General features: G+C 63.8%; 18 protein-coding genes. 6 read left to right on the forward strand and 12 right to left on the reverse strand.

Going from position 1 to position 16034, the window contains the following annotated elements:
• Positions 1-6 precede the first annotated feature (6 nt).
• Positions 7-1068, forward strand: a complete 1062-nt coding sequence (gene ugpC / locus LB513_RS21575; protein ID WP_224665546.1) for a sn-glycerol-3-phosphate ABC transporter ATP-binding protein UgpC — start codon at positions 7-9, stop codon at positions 1066-1068.
• A 21-nt stretch (positions 1069-1089) separates the two neighbouring features.
• Here the strand turns inward: ugpC and LB513_RS21580 are convergent, their stop codons facing one another.
• From LB513_RS21580 to LB513_RS21590, 3 genes are all read right to left on the reverse strand, one after another.
• On the reverse strand, positions 1090-2172 hold the full coding sequence (locus LB513_RS21580) for an ABC transporter ATP-binding protein (protein ID WP_224665547.1): 1083 nt from the start codon (positions 2170-2172) through the stop codon (positions 1090-1092).
• Positions 2169-3749 (reverse strand): ABC transporter permease, encoded by a 1581-nt coding sequence (locus LB513_RS21585; RefSeq protein ID WP_224665602.1) that lies wholly within the window; start codon positions 3747-3749, stop codon positions 2169-2171. Before LB513_RS21585 ends, LB513_RS21580 begins: the two co-directional genes overlap by 4 nt.
• A gap of 171 nt (positions 3750-3920) precedes the next feature.
• Positions 3921-4928, reverse strand: a complete 1008-nt coding sequence (locus tag LB513_RS21590; protein WP_224665548.1) for an iron ABC transporter substrate-binding protein — start codon at positions 4926-4928, stop codon at positions 3921-3923.
• 202 nt (positions 4929-5130) lie between these two features.
• Between LB513_RS21590 and LB513_RS21595 the strand changes: the two genes are divergently transcribed.
• The 3 genes from LB513_RS21595 (at position 5131) to LB513_RS21605 (ending at position 6835) form a co-directional block, all read left to right on the forward strand.
• Positions 5131-5682: a sigma-70 family RNA polymerase sigma factor gene (locus LB513_RS21595; RefSeq protein ID WP_224665549.1), complete on the forward strand. Its 552-nt coding sequence runs from the start codon at positions 5131-5133 to the stop codon at positions 5680-5682.
• 1 nt (position 5683) lies between these two features.
• On the forward strand, positions 5684-6322 hold the full coding sequence (locus LB513_RS21600) for an NrsF family protein (RefSeq protein ID WP_224665550.1): 639 nt from the start codon (positions 5684-5686) through the stop codon (positions 6320-6322).
• A 111-nt stretch (positions 6323-6433) separates the two neighbouring features.
• Positions 6434-6835: an OsmC family protein gene (locus LB513_RS21605; protein WP_224665551.1), complete on the forward strand. Its 402-nt coding sequence runs from the start codon at positions 6434-6436 to the stop codon at positions 6833-6835.
• A 13-nt stretch (positions 6836-6848) separates the two neighbouring features.
• Here LB513_RS21605 and LB513_RS21610 read toward each other — a convergent pair whose 3' ends face one another.
• From LB513_RS21610 to LB513_RS21640, 7 genes are all read right to left on the reverse strand, one after another.
• Positions 6849-7727 carry a 3-hydroxybutyryl-CoA dehydrogenase gene (locus LB513_RS21610; RefSeq protein ID WP_224665552.1) on the reverse strand — a complete coding sequence of 293 codons (879 nt, stop codon included), beginning with the start codon at positions 7725-7727 and terminating at the stop codon, positions 6849-6851.
• A gap of 116 nt (positions 7728-7843) precedes the next feature.
• Complete coding sequence (locus LB513_RS21615; protein WP_224665553.1) at positions 7844-8773, reverse strand: electron transfer flavoprotein subunit alpha/FixB family protein; 930 nt, start codon at positions 8771-8773, stop codon at positions 7844-7846.
• 23 nt (positions 8774-8796) lie between these two features.
• A complete protein-coding gene (locus LB513_RS21620) occupies positions 8797-9546 on the reverse strand; it encodes an electron transfer flavoprotein subunit beta/FixA family protein (RefSeq protein WP_224665554.1) in 750 nt (249 codons plus the stop codon).
• Between the two features lie 192 nt (positions 9547-9738).
• Positions 9739-10527 (reverse strand): rhomboid family intramembrane serine protease, encoded by a 789-nt coding sequence (locus tag LB513_RS21625; RefSeq protein WP_224665555.1) that lies wholly within the window; start codon positions 10525-10527, stop codon positions 9739-9741.
• Positions 10528-10558: 31 nt separating this feature from the next.
• Entirely contained in the window at positions 10559-11140 is a 582-nt protein-coding gene (locus LB513_RS21630; protein ID WP_224665556.1) for a cob(I)yrinic acid a,c-diamide adenosyltransferase, read from the reverse strand.
• Positions 11141-11162: 22 nt separating this feature from the next.
• On the reverse strand, positions 11163-11354 hold the full coding sequence (locus tag LB513_RS21635; protein WP_224665557.1) for a twin transmembrane helix small protein: 192 nt from the start codon (positions 11352-11354) through the stop codon (positions 11163-11165).
• A 26-nt stretch (positions 11355-11380) separates the two neighbouring features.
• A complete protein-coding gene (locus LB513_RS21640) occupies positions 11381-12247 on the reverse strand; it encodes an SDR family oxidoreductase (protein WP_224665558.1) in 867 nt (288 codons plus the stop codon).
• A gap of 59 nt (positions 12248-12306) precedes the next feature.
• Between LB513_RS21640 and LB513_RS21645 the strand changes: the two genes are divergently transcribed.
• A complete protein-coding gene (locus tag LB513_RS21645; RefSeq protein ID WP_224665559.1) occupies positions 12307-13155 on the forward strand; it encodes a YihY/virulence factor BrkB family protein in 849 nt (282 codons plus the stop codon).
• A gap of 132 nt (positions 13156-13287) precedes the next feature.
• Here the strand turns inward: LB513_RS21645 and LB513_RS21650 are convergent, their stop codons facing one another.
• Positions 13288-14181: a DMT family transporter gene (locus LB513_RS21650; protein WP_224665560.1), complete on the reverse strand. Its 894-nt coding sequence runs from the start codon at positions 14179-14181 to the stop codon at positions 13288-13290.
• Between the two features lie 141 nt (positions 14182-14322).
• Positions 14323-15198, reverse strand: a complete 876-nt coding sequence (gene gluQRS / locus LB513_RS21655) for a tRNA glutamyl-Q(34) synthetase GluQRS (protein ID WP_224665561.1) — start codon at positions 15196-15198, stop codon at positions 14323-14325.
• A 75-nt stretch (positions 15199-15273) separates the two neighbouring features.
• Between gluQRS and LB513_RS21660 the strand changes: the two genes are divergently transcribed.
• Positions 15274-15915 carry a DNA-3-methyladenine glycosylase family protein gene (locus LB513_RS21660; protein WP_224665562.1) on the forward strand — a complete coding sequence of 214 codons (642 nt, stop codon included), beginning with the start codon at positions 15274-15276 and terminating at the stop codon, positions 15913-15915.
• The last annotated feature ends 119 nt before the right edge of the window (positions 15916-16034 follow it).

Here is a 16034-nt window from a genome sequence, read left to right on the forward strand (position 1 = left end):
AAACCGATGGCGACCGTCGATCTGAACGAGGTGAAAAAGGTCTATCCAGGCGGGGTCGAAGCCGTGAAGGGCGTGTCGATCGCAATTCCCGACAAGGCGCTCTGCGTGCTTGTCGGCCCATCGGGTTGTGGCAAGTCAACGCTGCTGCGGATGATTGCGGGGCTGGAGACCATCTCGGCAGGGACGGTCGCCTTCGATGGCAAAGTGGTCAACACGATCGGCCCGACGGAACGCGACATCGCCATGGTGTTCCAGAACTACGCGCTCTACCCGCATATGAAGGTCTACGACAACATGGCCTACGGATTGCGCAATCGTGGCACGCCGAGGGACGAAATCGATCGCCGCGTCCGCTCGACCGCAGAGATGCTGGAACTGTCGGGGCTGCTCGATCGGCGGCCGCGCGAATTGTCTGGGGGCCAACGGCAACGCGTCGCCATGGGGCGCGCCGTCGTGCGCGATCCCAAAGTGTTCCTCTTCGACGAGCCCCTCTCAAATCTCGACGCCAAGCTGCGTGGCCAGATGCGGGTCGAGATCAAGAATCTGCAGAGGAGCCTGGGCGTGACCTCCGTTTACGTCACGCATGACCAGCTGGAGGCGATGACACTCGCCGATGTGTTGGTCGTCATGAATGGCGGCCTGGTGGAACAGTCCGGCGCAGCGCTCGACATATACGAAAGGCCGGCATCGACTTTCGTGGCCTCATTCATCGGCGCACCGCCAATGAACCTGCTGCCCCTTGTCGGAGGGCAGGCGGGACCGGCTCTTGGCGACGGCACGACCGTCGGCTTGGCGCCGGCCGGTGCCGCTACAATCGGCTTCAGGCCAGAAGATGCCGACATCGAATTCGGCACCGACCTGCCTTCGGATGCACTGGTGTTGCCGGCTTCCGTCGAAGCCGTCGAGCCCGTCGGCGCGGAGAGCTTTCTGCATTGCCAGGCAGGCGGTGGCCGGATCGTGGTGCGGGTCGCGGGGCGTACCAGGGTCAGCGTTGGGGATCGGTTGCGGGTTGTCTGCGTGGCCGCGAAGCTGCACTGGTTCGATCAGGCGGGCAGACGCGTCGGTTGACAGCGCTCGCCGAAGGCCGCTTCAGGCAAAAACATGCGCCTTGCCCGATACGGTCAGCCGCACGATCTCGCCGACCGCCGGCGCGTCCATGCCAGGCTTGCGCAGGATCAGCGGCGTGTTGCCGATCGCAGCGGCATCGGGCGGGTCGGCATTGTTCAGGAGCCGCACCGCGATCGTGCACATGGAGCCGGCGAACTCCGATTCCGTCACCTCGCCGAACGGCATGTCCGGTGTGCCCGACATGCCTTCGCGCGATGTTCGCTTCAGCCCGATCTGTTCAGGCCGCAACATGATGCGGGCGACATCGCGCCGCTCCCTCGTGTCGACGGCGACGCGACCAAGCGGTGAGTTGGCGAAACCGTCCGCTATCTTGGCCGGCAGGATGATGGCGTCGCCGAGGAACTCGGCGATCATCCGGTCCTTGGGTCTGAGATAGAGGTCGCGCGGCGAGCCGACCTGAGAGAATTTGCCGTCGCGCATCACCGCCACCTGGCTGGCAAAGGAGAGCGCCTCTGCCTGATCATGCGTCACCAGGATTGTGGTGATGCCGGCCTCCTCCAGAAGTTCGGCCACGGCCTTGCGCATCGAGGCGCGCAGCGCGGTGTCCAGGGCGGAGAACGGCTCGTCGAGAAGCATCAGCCTGGGCTTCATCGCCATGGCTCGGGCGAGCGCCACGCGCTGCTGCTGGCCGCCGGAGAGTTCGTGGGGCCGGCGTTTGAGGACCACCTTGTCGAGGCCGACGATATAGGCGAGTTCGACGATGCGCTCGGCGCGCCTCTCATCGCCGCCGCCCATGCCGAAGCCGATATTGTCGCCGATCGTCAGATGCGGGAACAGTGCGCCATCCTGTGCCACCACGCCGATGCCGCGGCGATAGGCCGGCACCGCGGCAGCGTCTCCGGCCAGCACCTCGCTACCGAGGGTGATGCGGCCCTGGTCGGGGATCTCAAAGCCGGCAATGAGGCGCAGCAGTGTTGTCTTGCCGCAACCGGACGGCCCGACGATCGCGGTGCGGCTGCCGCTGGCGACGCTCAGGTCGAGGCCGGCCACTGCTGCCACCGGACCATAGCGCTTGTAGAGGCCCTTGAGTTCGAGGATGCTCATCGTCCGGCCATCCGTTTCGACTGGACGTAGAGCAGCCAGGTCAAGGGCATCGACATCGCCACCATGATGAGAGCATAGGGCGCGGCCGAGGCGTAATCGATCTCGCCGCTATAGGACCAGAATGCCATCGCAAGGGTGCGGGTGCCGTTGGGTGCCAGCATTTGGGTAGCGGTCAGTTCATTCATGATGCCGAGCGCCACCAGCGCCATGCCGGCGGCCGCACCCGGCGCCGACAGGCGGATCGTCGTCGACCACAGCGCCTTGAGCGGCGGCCGGCCGAGGCTGGAGGCCGCGCGTTCGAGTTCGACCGGGGCCTGGGCGATCGAGGCCCGCAGGCTGACCAGGGCGCGCGGCAGGAACATCAGCGCATAGGCCACAAGGATTGTGAACAAGGTCTGGTAGAGCGGCAGGGCGACGCGGACCGTGATGGTGACCAGCGCCAGCGCGATGACGACGCCTGGCAGCGAACCCACAATGTAGTTGCAGCCTTCCAGCAGACGCTGCAGCGGTCCAGGCGCACGGATCGAGATCCACGCCATCGGCATGGCGGCCACCGTGGCCAGCAACGCGCCGGCGGCCGCCAGGAACAGGGTCTGGCCGAGCGCCAGGCCGATCTCGTCGAGGCGCCAGACCCCTGAGCCACCGGCGGCAAGCCAGCGGCCAATAGTGACGAACGGTACGCCAAGCGACAGCAGCGCGGTGGCGGCGAGCAGGAGCAGACAAGGAAGGGTGGCATGTCCGAGGCGCGAGCGTTGTTGGTGTCGCGCCGCGCCCGAGCCGACGCGCGCATAGCGTTCCTCGCCACGCAACAGCACTTCGAGACCGAGCAGCACCAGACAGCAACTGACCAGGACGCCGGCCAGCATGTTGGCGGCCGGCCCATTGAAAGTCGACTGGAACTGGTCGACGATCGCCGTGGTGAAGGTGTCGAAGCGGATGAAGACATAAAGCCCGTATTCGGCAAGCAGGTGCAGTCCGACCAGCAGCGAGCCGCCACAGATGGCGAGCCGCAATTGCGGCAGCACGACACGCGCGAAGACCCGGCCTGGGCCGAGGCCTAGCGCGGCGGCTGCGTCCTCGAGCGCCGGATCGAGACGGCGCAACGCTGCCGACACCGGCAGATAGAGGAAGGGGAAATAGGCGATGACGGAAACCAGGACGCCTGCCCCTAGGCCGTGCAGCCCCGGCACCATGGTGATCCAGGCGTAGCTGTGGACGAAGGCAGGGATGGCGAGCGGCGCCACGCACAGCCAGGCCCAGACCCTTGCGCCAGGCAGGTCGCTGCGTTCAGTCAGCCATGCCAGCGCCACAGACAGTACAATGGTGATCGGCACGGCGATCAGCACCAGCAGGACTGTGTTGACCAGGAGTTCGCCAACACGCGGCCGAAAGACAAGTGCTGAGACCGTTTCCCAGCCGGTCTGCACCGCGATCCAGATGATGAAGGCAAGCGGCACTAGGGCCACCAACGAAACCAAGAGGGCCGCTAAGACAATCCACGGAGCCGCGCGTTGCCGCGACCTGCGGCCCGCGCCGGCAGGCAGGATCGAGCGCGCGAGATCGACCGCGGACGGCATCGGTTCAGACATCGCGCCGTTGCCGTGCGGCTACGGCGATTGAAAGACCGCGTGCGCGGCCGGGAACACAGCGTGCCGTCATCGACGAATGCCATTTCGAAAACAAATCACTCCCGCGGAACGTGGATTCCCGCGGGAGCGTGGTGGCTGTCCTTTTAGGGAGAATGTCAACTAAAGCAAGCCGGCGGCCGTCATCAGGTCGGTGACCTTCTTGGAATTGAGGGTCGTGGCGTCGACCTTTGGCGCCTGCAGATCGGCCAGCGGCACCAGCTTCGGATTGGACGCTGCACCCTTGCCGACCGCGTACTCGAATGAAGTGCCGGTCCTCAGCACCTCCTGGCCGCCCTTGCCGGTGACCCATTTCAGGAAGGCCTGGGCCTCTTTGGGATGCTTGCTCGATGCCAGCACGCCGCCGCCGGAAACGGAAACGAAGGCGCCGGGGTCCTGGTTCTTGAAATAGTGCAGGCCGACATTCTTGCTGTTCTCGCCGGTCTTGGCCTGATCGCCGAAATAGTAATAGTGATAGATCACGCCGCCTTCGATCTCGCCGGCGTTAACCGCCTTCATGACCGTCCCGTTGCCCTTATAGGCGGTGAAATTCTCTTTCATCGCCTTCAGCCAATCCGCCGTGGCGGCTTCGCCCTTCAGCTGCAGCAGGGCGCTGACGATGGCCTGGAAATCGGCCCCGGATGGCGACGCGGCCCAGCGGCCTTTCCAGCTCGGATCGGCCAGGTCAAGCAGCGACTTGGGCAGCTTGTCGGCGCCGAGCTTGGTCTTGTTGTAGGCAAAGACCGTGCTGCGCGCGGCGACGCCCACCCATTTTCCGCTGGCAGGCTGGAAATCCTGCGGCACCTGCGCCAGCGTGTCCGCGTCGACCGGAGCAAAAAGGCCGGCACTCTCGACCAGGACCATGGCCGGCGAATTCTCGGTAAGGAATACGTCGGCCGGCGAGGATGAACCTTCAGCCACGATCTGGTTGGAGAAGTCGCTGTCTCCGCCATTACGCACGGTGACCTTGATGCCCGTCTCCTTGGTGAAGCCCTCGGCCCACGCCTTGGTCAGGTTTTCGTGCTGAGCGTTGTAGACAATGATGCCATCGTCTTGCGCTAGCGCCGGGGCGGCCATCAGGCCTATGGCCAGCACGGCGGCGCCGGCAAGGGGGAGAAGCGTGAATTTCATGGCACTGTCCTCGCTATCGGTATCCTGGGTAGTACGCCGGCACCTATCGATACCTGAATGGCTTAGTCAACATTTTCTTGCCGATTTTGGCTGGACGCTTAGCCGCACAGTTTCGTGATGCGCCGGTAGTTTGCCTTGGACTTTATTTCGTCCGACACGTAACAAATTGCTGCCGAGGCGCGAATTTTGGGGGAGAACTCTTGTGACCGGCAAGGACGAGGCCGAGCTTTCCCGGCTCATGCGGGCCGCGATCGCAGGAGATGAAAGGGCTTACGCCGACTTGCTGCACCGTATTGCCGCGTTGGTTCGTGGTTTCGTCAGGCGCAAGATCGTGCAAGGCGGAGTCGATCCCGAGGATGTCGTGCAGGAAACTTTGCTGGCCATTCATATGAAACGTCACACCTGGCGCCAGGACGCGCCGGTGTTGCCGTGGATCTATGCGATCGCCCGCTTCAAGCTCATCGACGCTTTCCGGCGGCGCGGTCGGCGTATCGAGATCGATGTCGACGACTTGGCTGAGACGCTGGCAGAGCCGGAGCCCGAGACCGTCAGCGAACGCGACATCAACCGGGCATTGGGCGGCCTGTCGCCGGCGCAGCGTTCGGTGGTTTCGGCCATATCGGTGGAAGGCCGCTCAATCGGCGAGACGGCAGCGAAGTTCGGTATCAGCGAGACCGCGGTGCGCGTGTCGCTGCATCGAGGCCTTGCCGCGATAGCCAAGCGATTCGGTCAGGCGCGGTTCGGGCGGGAATGACATGAGGACGGACGATCTCATCAAGGCGCTTGATGCCGATGCGCGAGACAAGGCGATGCCGCTGCAGTCGGCCTGGTGGCTCGCCGCCGGAGCCGCCACCGTGGTTGCGGCGGTCGTATTCCTGCTGACCATCGGGCCGCGGCCCGATTTCATGGCTGCCGCGCATACATTGCGCTTCCTCTCCAAATTCGTCTTCACAATCGTGCTCGCGGTCAGCGCTTTCACCCTGATCCGTGCCCTGTCGACCCCTGGTGCCGTGACAGGGCGGGCGATGGCGGGCCTGGTCGTGGCTCCGCTGCTGGTCGGCGCCGCCGTGGTGCTGGAACTGTTCGCGGTGCCGCAGACCGAGTGGGGGGCGCGCCTCATCGGCCACAACATGATGATCTGCATGGGCCTCATCCCGCTGATCGGCATCGGCCCGCTTGCGATCTTCCTGGCGATCCTGTGCTATGGCGCTCCGACACGGCCGGTGCTTGCCGGCGCGGTCGCGGGCCTGCTTGCCGGCGGGCTTGCTGCGACCTTCTACGCCGCCCACTGCTTCGACGACTCGCCGCTGTTCGTCGCTGCCTGGTACACGGTTGCGATTACGGCTCTGGCCTTGATGGGAGCGCTCGGCGGACGGTTCCTGGTGCGCTGGTAGTCGGCGTGCCGCGCCACAATGCCGTGCTTGCTACAGCAAGGGACCGGTATTGCAGTTCATCTACCCTTGATGAGATGCTGGAGCGTTGGTCCGGCATGCGGGGAGTGCGAGATGCAGACTGTAGCGATCGAGATCAGGAACGTGGAGGGCACGCAAGCCGCCATGGGCTGGGCGGGGAGCCACACGCTCGTCATCGATCGAGCCATGGGCAAAGCAGGCGGCCTTGGACTGGGGTTCAATGGCGCCGAACTGCTGGGCCTCACGATCGGCGGATGCTTCGCCAATGACCTGCGATACGTCGCCGCTGAGAGAGACCTGAAGATCAAGGAGATCAGCATCTCCGTAGAGGTGACGTTACAAGGCGACCCGATCATCGCCACCGACGCAATGTTGCACGTCAGGGTTCAGGCGGCGGACGGTTCGGATTGCACCGACCTAATCCGCCGAACGAGCGAGATATCGATGGCCATGAATTCCCTGAACCGCGGAATATCGGTGACGCTCGGAGACTAGAGCAATTACTGCTCTAGCGCGTCGGGACGGGATGCTCGCCGCGATAGTCATAGAAACCGCGCCCGGTCTTGCGGCCGAGCCAGCCGGCCTCGACATATTTCACCAGCAGCGGGCAGGGTCGGTATTTGGAGTCCGACAGACCGTCATGCAGCACCTGCATGATCGACAAGCAGGTGTCCAGGCCGATGAAGTCCGCAAGTTGCAGCGGGCCCATCGGATGGTTGGCGCCGAGGCGCATGGCGGTGTCTATGGCGTCGACAGAGCCGACACCCTCGTAGAGCGTATAGATCGCCTCGTTGATCATCGGCAGCAGGATGCGGTTGACGATGAAGGCCGGAAAATCCTCCGAAACCGTAATCGTCTTGTCGAGCTGCTTCACATAGGCCTTGGCCGCCTCGAAGGTCTGATCCTCCGTGGCGATGCCGCGCACGAGTTCGACCAGCTTCATCAGCGGCACTGGGTTCATGAAATGTATGCCAATGAAGCGCTCGGGCCGGTCGGTCTGCGCCGCGAGCCGGGTTATCGAGATCGACGAGGTGTTGGTCGCCAGTATGGCTTCGGGATTGAGCTGCGGACAGAGCTGGGCGTAAATCTTGCGCTTGACGGTCTCGTCCTCGGTGGCCGCCTCGATCACCAGATCGGCCGCGGCGAGGTCGGCCATGGCCGGCGCCGAACCGATGCGCGCCATCGCCTCGTTGCGCAGCTTTTCTTCGAGTTTGCCGGCCCCCACCTGTCGGGCCATGTTGCCGCTGATGGTGGCGATGCCCTTCTCGATGCGGTCGGCCGATATGTCGTAGATAAGCACCTTGTAGCCCGCGAGCGCGGACACATGGGCGATGCCCCCGCCCATCTGGCCTGCGCCGATGATGCCGATCGTCTCGATCTTGCTCATTACACCGATCCCGTCAAAAGGCCTTTGCAGCCTGCTTTTTGTGCGGTGCAAACTAAAAGGGCGGGGAGACTTCGTCTACCCCACCCTTCACTATTAATACGCTTTGGCTGGAAGCGTCAAAGCGCCTTTTGCAGTTCGGGCAGGAGCGCGAAAAGATCGCCGACAAGGCCGTAGTCCGCGACCTGGAAGATCGGTGCCTCCTCGTCCTTGTTGATGGCGACGATGACTTTCGAATCCTTCATGCCGGCAAGGTGCTGGATGGCGCCGGAGATGCCGACCGCAATGTAAAGGTCGGGTGCGACGACCTTGCCGGTCTGGCCGACCTGCCAATCGTTCGGTGCATAGCCGGCGTCGACAGCGGCGCGCGAGGCGCCGACCGCGGCACCCAGCTTGTCGGCGACCGGCAGGATGACCTCCTGGAACTTCTCCGAGGAGCCGAGCGCCCGGCCGCCCGAGATGATGATCCGGGCCGAGGTCAGTTCCGGGCGGTCGGTTTCCGACAGCCTGTTTTCGACAAAGGTGGAGAGGCCGGGATTGGCGGTTGCCTGGATCGTCTCCACCGCGGCGGAACCGCCTTCGGGCGCTGCCTGGAAGGAAGCGGTGCGCACTGTGATGACTTTCTTGGCGTCCGTGGACTGCACCGTCTGGATGGCATTGCCGGCATAGATGGGCCGCTTGAACGTATCGGGCGACACCACTTCGATGATCTCGGACAACTGCGCGACATCGAGCAGGGCGGCGACGCGCGGCGCGACGTTCTTGCCCGACGAGGTGGCCGGCGCGATGATCGTGTCATAGGCGCCTGCCAGCGAAACGACGAGTGCCGCCGTCGGCTCGGCGAGACGCTCGGCAAGTTCGTCAGCCTCGGCCAGCAGCACCTTGCCGACGCCCTTGAGCTTGGCGGCGGCGTCCGCCGCGCCTCTGGCGCCCTTGCCGGCCACCAGCACATGCACGTCCGAACCGATCTGCAGGGCCGCCGAAAGGGCTTTGGCGGTCTGTTCGGAGAGGGTGGCGTTGTCGTGTTCAGCGATGAGAAGAATTGCCATTTGTCTGTTCCTTTCCCGACCGCTTACAAAACGCCGGCTTCGTTCCTGAGCTTGTCGACGAGCTCGGCGACGCTCTTGACCTTGACGCCCGCCTTGCGGCCGCTCGGCTCCTCTGTCTTGATCACCTTGAGCCGCGGCTTGACGTCGGCGCCGTAGTCGGCCGGGCTCTTTTCGTCGAGCTGCTTCTTCTTGGCCTTCATGATGTTGGGCAGCGAGGCGTAGCGCGGCTGGTTGAGGCGAAGGTCGGCGGTGACGATCGCTGGCATCTTCAGTTCAACGGTCTGCAGGCCGCCATCGACTTCGCGCGTGACCTTGGCCTTGTCGCCGTCGAGCACGATCTTGGAGGCGAAAGTGCCCTGCGCCCAGCCGAGCAGCGCCGCCAGCATCTGGCCGGTCTGGTTCGAGTCGTCGTCGATCGCCTGCTTGCCGAGGATGACGAGGCCGGGCTGTTCGGCGTCGACGACGCCCTTCAGTACCTTGGCGACGCCGAGCGGCTCGGTCTGTTCGTCGGTCTTCACCAGGATGGCCCGATCGGCGCCCATGGCCAGTGCGGTCCGCAGGGTTTCCTGCGACTGCTGCGGGCCGATCGACACGACGATGATCTCGTCGGCCTTGCCGGCTTCCTTGAGCCGGATCGCCTCTTCCACCGCGATCTCGCAAAATGGGTTCATCGCCATCTTGACGTTGGCGAGTTCCACGGCCGAACCGTCGGCCTTCACGCGAACCTTCACATTCGCATCCACAACCCGCTTCACGGGCACAAGGATCTTCATCTGCCTGTCACCTCTCTAGAGACAATTGGGCGCGCTATAACAGCCCGCGCTCACTCCGAGTTGTCGAAAGCCGACATTCCGGATGGAAATTCTGGTCTTTGACCGCCTTGGGCCGCAACGGAGACGTCTCCGTAGTTGCGGCGGCACCGCACGTCAATATGCCGAAACATGGTGGCTGGCATTCAAATCGGTTCAGTCGGGAGCGGAAGCGCCGCCGCGTCCCCAGCGTTGCGTAAGCGTGGGCGGTTCCGCCGTTACAACGGGTTGCTGGGCAGGAACTGCGACCGCGGCATCCTCGTCGGCGCCGGCAAACAGCGGCACGCCGCGACGGCGCAGGACCAGCACCAGGACGATGCCGGCAATGATCCCGCCAATATGGCAGGCCCAGGAAATCTGGTCCTCGCCGCCGCGCGCGAACATCACCACCTGGAAAAGCACCCACAGGAGAAGCGGGATGAAGGCGGGGATGCGAAGCGGAATACGGGCAAAGGCCAGCACCCAGACTTTTACCCTCGGGTAGAGGATCAGGTAGGCGACCACGACGCCCGCAATGGCCCCGGAAGCGCCGATAAGCGGCACCTGCGAGTCCCAGGCGATGAGCCCTTGGAAGACGGCTCCTGCGACGGCGCACAAGAGGTAGAAGACGAGGAAGCGGATGTGCCCGAGCGCATCCTCTACGTTGTCGCCGAACACCCACAGGAACAGCATGTTGCCGCCAAGGTGCAGGATGTCGTTGTGCAGGAAGGAATAGGTGAGGTAGCTCAGCTTCTCGGGGATGACGATGAAGCGGGGATCCAGTTCGGCGGTGTCGTGAACGACCGAGGGGATGAAGCCAAGCCCAAGCACGGCGGCATTGTTGAACGTCTCGCCGCCTAGCGATGTGATCAGGTAGACTACGGCATTGACCGCGATCAGGCCGATCGTCACGTATTGATACCGGATATGACGCAGCCTGTTAGTGTCGTAAAGCGGGATGAACATCGTCCCTGTGCCCTCGCGCCTTTCGAACAGTTCAGCGGTTCTTGCCCGGAATCCATAGCACGTCGGCATTCCCATTGTCATTGACCGACCGGGCGGCGACAAAGAGGAAATCCGAGACGCGGTTGATGTATTTGAGCCCGTCGCGGTTGACGTGTTCGCGCTGGTCCTGGGCGAGCGCCACCATCAACCGTTCGGCTCGCCGCGCTACCGTGCGGGCAAGATGCAGGGCCGCCGCGGCCGGCGTGCCGCCGTTCAGGACGAAGGAGCGCAGCGGCTCGAGGTCCTTGTTGAGGAGATCGATATCGTTTTCGACGCGGTCCGTCTGCGTGGCCGTGATCCGCAAGGGCTCGTAGCCGAGGGGCTTGCCGTCGTCGGGCACCGCAAGGTCGGCGCCGAGGTCGAACAGATCGTTCTGGATGCGGCCAAGCATGGCGTCTATCGCCGGATGGGACGAGACTGTGTGGACCCGCGCCATGCCGATACAGGCATTGGCTTCGTCGACCGTGCCGTAGGCCTCCACCCGAATGTCGGATTTCAGGCGCCGTTCGCCGGTGCCAAGGCCGGTGGTACCGTCGTCGCCGGTGCGGGTGTAGATCTTGTTGAGCTTGACCACATCGTCTCCCGCTGCGGTATCGTCACTTGCGGGTGAAATACACCGCCAGCAGAATCAGCGCCAGCGCCACGGCTTGCAACATGACGCGTGCCTGCATCAGCTTGTTTGACGTGACGCTGGAGCCGCCGCGCATCATGTTGATCAGGCCTCTGATCAGCACAATCGCCACGGCGACCATGACAAGAATGCCCAGAATGTTGAAGACGGTAGCCATTGTGCGTTTCCAATTGTTTTTCGCGGTCAGGCGCGTTTGGCCATCAGGCGATAGAGCATCGACGCCGGCAGGATGCGTTTGAGCGCCACGCCGATCTTGGCCGGCACCGTTACCACATAGTGCGGGCGCGGGCTCCGCGACAGAAGTGCATGGCGAAGAACCTTGTGAACCACTTCCGGCCCCGGCTTCAGCCGCGAGCGGCTGCCGCCGGCGCGCAACCTTTCCATCTGCGCCTCGTAGGCGGCGCGGTGCACGGACTTCTGGTGGTCTATGTTCCGGAGGAACCATGGCAGGCCGTTGATCGGCAGCCGCGAGCGCACGGGGCCCGGCTCGATCAGCGAAACATGGACACCGCTGCCGGCCAGTTCCTGGCGCTGGCAGAGCATCAAGGCCTCAAGCGCGTATTTGGAGGCCGCATAGGCGCCGCGAAAGGGCACCGGCACCAGGCCGAGGATCGAGGAGCAATGTACGATTCGACCATGGCCCTGGCGCCGCATGACGGGCACGACGCGGCTGGTGAGGTCGTGCCAGCCAAAAAAGTTGGCTTCGAACTGGTCTTTCAGCACCTCGACCGCCAGATCCTCGACCGCGCCGGCCTGGGCGTAGGCGCCATTGTTGAACAGGGCGTCGAGCCGACCGCCGGTGCGGTCGAGCACGGCGCCCAAAAGTGCGGCGATGGACGCCGGCTCGGTGTAGTCCATGTAGAAGGCCTCGATGCCATCGGCCTCGAGGGTGGCGAGGTCTTCCGGCTTGCGTGCCGTGGCGAATACCCGCCAACCGTCCGCCTTCAACGCGCGGGCGCAATGGGCGCCTATTCCGGAAGATGCACCGGTGACGATGATCGCGCGCAACTCTGGGGCCGGACTTATCGTGGTTTCGCCAAGGGTTGCCATTTGCCGCAATCCCTTCCCATATTCGCGGCGTGCAGACAATTGGAGGGACGCGGTTCTCAATGCGGAAGATCGTAGCCCTCAAGCGCGTTCTCTACGACGCGCTCGGCCATTTCAACACCGACGACGGCTGGGCGATGGCCAGCCATCTGGCTATTACCTCGCTGATGGCGCTCTTCCCGTTCCTGATCTTTGCCACCACTCTGGCGAGCTTCCTTGGCGCGCAGGCGTTCGCCGACACCGCCGTTCACCTGGTCTTCGACACCTGGCCCGAACAGATCGCCAAGCCGATCGCGCGCGAAGTGCTCAATGTGCTGACTGTCCGGCGCACCGACCTTCTGACCTATGGCGTGCTGCTGGCTGCCTATTTCGCGTCGAACGGCATCGAGGCGCTGCGCACGTCGCTCAACCGGGCCTATCGCGTCTCGGAAACGCGCGGCATCATCTACCGACGGGTGCAGAGCATCCTGTTCGTGCTGATCGCGACGGCCGGTTTCCTGGCGATCAGCGTGCTTCTGGTGTTCGCGCCGCTGCTGGCACGCCTGGCCGAAGCCCGTATCGAAGGCATCCAGCCCTATATGGGCACGATCACGCTCTGGCGATACGTCATCGCTTCCGCGGTCATCATCAGCGGATTGTTCGCCGTGCACATCTGGCTACCGGCCGGCAAAAGGCGCTTCGTTTCCATCGTGCCGGGTATCATTTTCACGCTGGTGGCCTGGCTCATAGGCTCGACGGTCTTTGCCGTCTATCTCGACCATTTCTCGTCTTACGTGACGACCTATGCCGGCCTCGCCTCGATCATGATCGCCGTGGTTTTCCTCTACATGCTGTCGGCGATCTTTATCCTGGGCGGTGAGCTCAATGCCGCGATCAGCCGCTATCTGGAGGCGCGCGCCCGTGTGGGGTGAGGGGTGCAGAATTGAGGAATAGCAGAAGTGAAGAATTGAAGAGTTGAAGAGTTGCAGACGGGCGCCCGAGAGGGCAGCAATTCCTCAATTCCTCAATTCCTCAATTCCTCAATTCCTCAATTCCTCAATTCCTCAATTCCTCAATTCCTCAATTCCTCTGCCCGGCCGAGCCGTCGCCAGGCCAACGCCGAAAGTCGTGATCGCCATGCCGACAATCTGCAACGCGTTGAGCTGCTCGTTGAACAGGGCCCAGGCGATGACAGCGGTCACCGCCGGCACCAGGTAGAAAAGCGAGGCGACCTTCGACATCTCGCCGTCGCGGATCATCACCATCAGCAGGAAGATGGCGCCGAGCGACAGCACCAAAACCAGCCAGGCGGTGGCGAAGATCAGTTCGCCGTTGATGACGACCGCGTGCGTCTCGAAGGCGAGGGCGGCGAGCATCATCAGCGCCGCCCCGCCGACATATTGCCACATGGTCGCCGCCACGAGGTCGCCGCCGGAGGCGAAGCGCTTTTGCCAGATCGTGCCGGCGCTCATGCCCAGCACAGAAATCAGGGACGCCGCCAATGTCGCCGTCGTCACGCCACCGCCGAGCGCGCCGAGCTTCGGCCACAGCACGGTGACGATGCCGATGAGGCCGATGCCAAGGCCGAGCCAATGGCGCGGCAAGATCGCCTCGCCGAGGAGCTTGCCTGCAAGCACTGCCGTGATCAGCGGCTGGAGGCCGACGATCAGGGCCGAGAATCCGGCCGGCATGCCGCGATGGATGGCCCAGAAGACGGCGCCCAGATAGACGCCATGCATCAGGACGCCCGCGCCGGCCGCATGCAGGGCTTCTTCGCGCGTGGCCCGTTTCGAGCCCAGCACCAGCATCAGCAGCGCCAGCAGGATCGCGGCCAGCACGAAACGGGCGGCGAGGAATGTGAACGGCTCGACCCATGGCATGGCGTAGCGCGCGCCGATGAAGCCGGTTGCCCACAGGACGACGAAGGTGGCGGGGATGAACCGCTTGATGCCGTGCATTTTCAGAAAGCCGCCGCGCCGGGGAGAGTTGATCGTGGCGATGCTCTAGTCCCGTTCAGGAGAGCGCGCAAAACGAAACCGTTGAACCACGGTTCACGAGAATTCAAAGGACGTCGAATGCAGCGTTTAACGGAACTGGCCTCAGAGACCGACCATCCGCCTGACGTCATTGGGTGAAGCGCCTGTTGCGCGCAGAGCGCCAAGGCCGGTGTCACCGAAGCTTTTGGAGAGTTTTCGGCCGTCCGGGCCGAGAATGAGCCGATGATGGAAATAGGCAGGTTGCGGCAGGCCGAGCAATTCCTGCAACATACGCTGCACGCCGGTAGCGGAAAACAGGTCCTGGCCGCGCACGACATGGCTGACGCCCTGCAACGCATCATCGACGACGACGGCGAGGTGATAGCTGGTCGGAATGTCGCGGCGCGCCACGATCACGTCGCCCCAGTCCAAAGGGCGGGCTTCGACGGAGCTGGTGTCGGATAGCGTCTCGTCGGTGAATTCCGCCCACGAGAGTTCCTTGCCGAGCCGCGCCACGGCGGCGCCGACATCCAGCCGCCAGGCAAAGGTCGCCTTTTCGGCGATCCGCCGCTTGCGTTCGTGCACCGGCAGCGCCTTGTCGACCGGTGGATAGAGTGGCACCCCGTCCGGGTCGCGCGGCCAGTCTCGCCCGCGCCGTTCGCTTTCGGCGATGTAGGCGCGGATCTCCCCTCGGCTCATAAAGGCAGGATAGACGAGGTCCTCGCGGATCAGCCGGTCAAGCATCGACGCGTATTCGCCGAAATGCTCGGACTGGCGGCGCACCGGCTTTTCCCATTCGAACCCCAGCCATTTCAAGTCGGCAAGCATGGCGGCCTCGAATTGCGGCGTGCAGCGCACCGTGTCGATATCCTCGATGCGCAGCAGCAGGCGGCCGCGGCTGCGCTTGGCAAGTCGCTGATTGAGGAGCGCCGAATAGGCGTGGCCCAGATGCAGCTCGCCATTGGGGCTGGGCGCGAAGCGGAATGTCAGGAGCGTCATGTCTTGAACGGCGATCGGGTTGTGCTGCGGTTCTGGCGGTTGCTAGTTTGCCGTACATCGGCAGACAAGGATATCATGCGGCGCATCGCGACACTGGACGACATCGCGCGAGGGCTGGATGCGCTCTGCGTGATCGACCCGCGCCTGGAAAAGGTGCGCGGCATGGCCGGCAACGTACCGCTTCGGCTTTCCGAGCCCGGCTTCAAGAGTCTCGCCTCCATCATCGTCTCGCAGCAAGTGTCCCGCGCCAGCGCCGATGCGATCTTCGGCCGGCTGACCAGACTGGTCGATCCGCTAACGCCGCAAGCGATCCTTGCCGCCGGCGAGGACATGTTCCGCGAGGCGGGCCTGTCGCGGCCGAAGCAGCGCGGACTGATCGCGGTTGCCGAAGCGGTGGCCGAGGGTCTCGACCTCCACCATCTCTGCTCGCTTGATGCCGACGAGGCCATCGCGACCATGACGGCGGTACCCGGGGTCGGCCCGTGGACGGCGCAAGTCTACCTTCTGTTCGCAGCCGGGCATGCCGATATCTTTCCCGCAAGGGACGTCGCCTTGCAAAGCGCGGTGGGTCACGCGCTCGGCATCGATCCGCGTCCGCCGGAGAAAACGCTGATTGCCTTGGCCGAATCATGGAGCCCGTGGCGCGGTGTCGCGTCGCGGCTTTTCTGGTCCTATTATCGCGAAACGCGGGGCAGGGATGCCACGCCACCCGCCTGAAACTTCAAAAAGGCATAGGAATCATGTGTTTTTGAGGCTTCGACGACATGACAATCCGCTTCACATCCCTGTCATGTCGGGCTTACAGTATCCGCGCCGTTCGGGTCTTGAACCAAGGA

It is taken from the genome of Mesorhizobium sp. ES1-1 (assembly GCF_020164785.1).
Classification (GTDB): domain Bacteria; phylum Pseudomonadota; class Alphaproteobacteria; order Rhizobiales; family Rhizobiaceae; genus Mesorhizobium.